The 509-nt window shown below is 70.1% G+C and carries 1 pseudogene; it reads right to left on the reverse strand.

The window, feature by feature from the left end:
• Positions 1–509: pseudogene (locus ACI79E_RS22440) on the reverse strand (2,5-dihydroxypyridine 5,6-dioxygenase); the annotation flags it as partial.

Genomic DNA, 509 nt, shown 5'->3' on the forward strand with positions numbered 1-509 from the left:
ACGGTGAGCTCGCCGGCGTCGACGATGAGGGCGTCGTCGAGGTAGAGGCTGCAGCCGCGCATCGGGATGTCGAAGTGGCAGGGGGTGTCGTTGGGGCCGCCGAGTTCGTTGTTGGGGCCGATGGAGAACATCACGTTGCCGTAGAAGGAGCGCAGCTCCATGCCCATGCCGCCGCCGAACTGGGTCAGCCCGTGCCAGTGGGCCCGCTCGTCCAGGCCCCAGCCGACGTGGGACATGCCGTAGCCGCGGGGGTCGTGGAAGCTCTTGATGTAGGAGTCCAGCAGGTCCGCGTCCAGGCTGGGCGCGCCGCCCACGCCGCGGATGGCGCGGATGAACCCGGCCTCGATGGTGAGTTCCACGGGGGTCTGCACGTAGGTGTTGAACGGCAGCAGCACGTCGCCGGGGGACAGCACGATGCGCCCGTCGACGCCGTCGTCGGCGCCGCCGGTGAACACGAACGCGGCCGGCCAGTGGTCCCAGCGGCCGGGGGTGTCGGTGAACCCGTACTC

Source organism: Geodermatophilus sp. SYSU D00079, assembly GCF_054050635.1.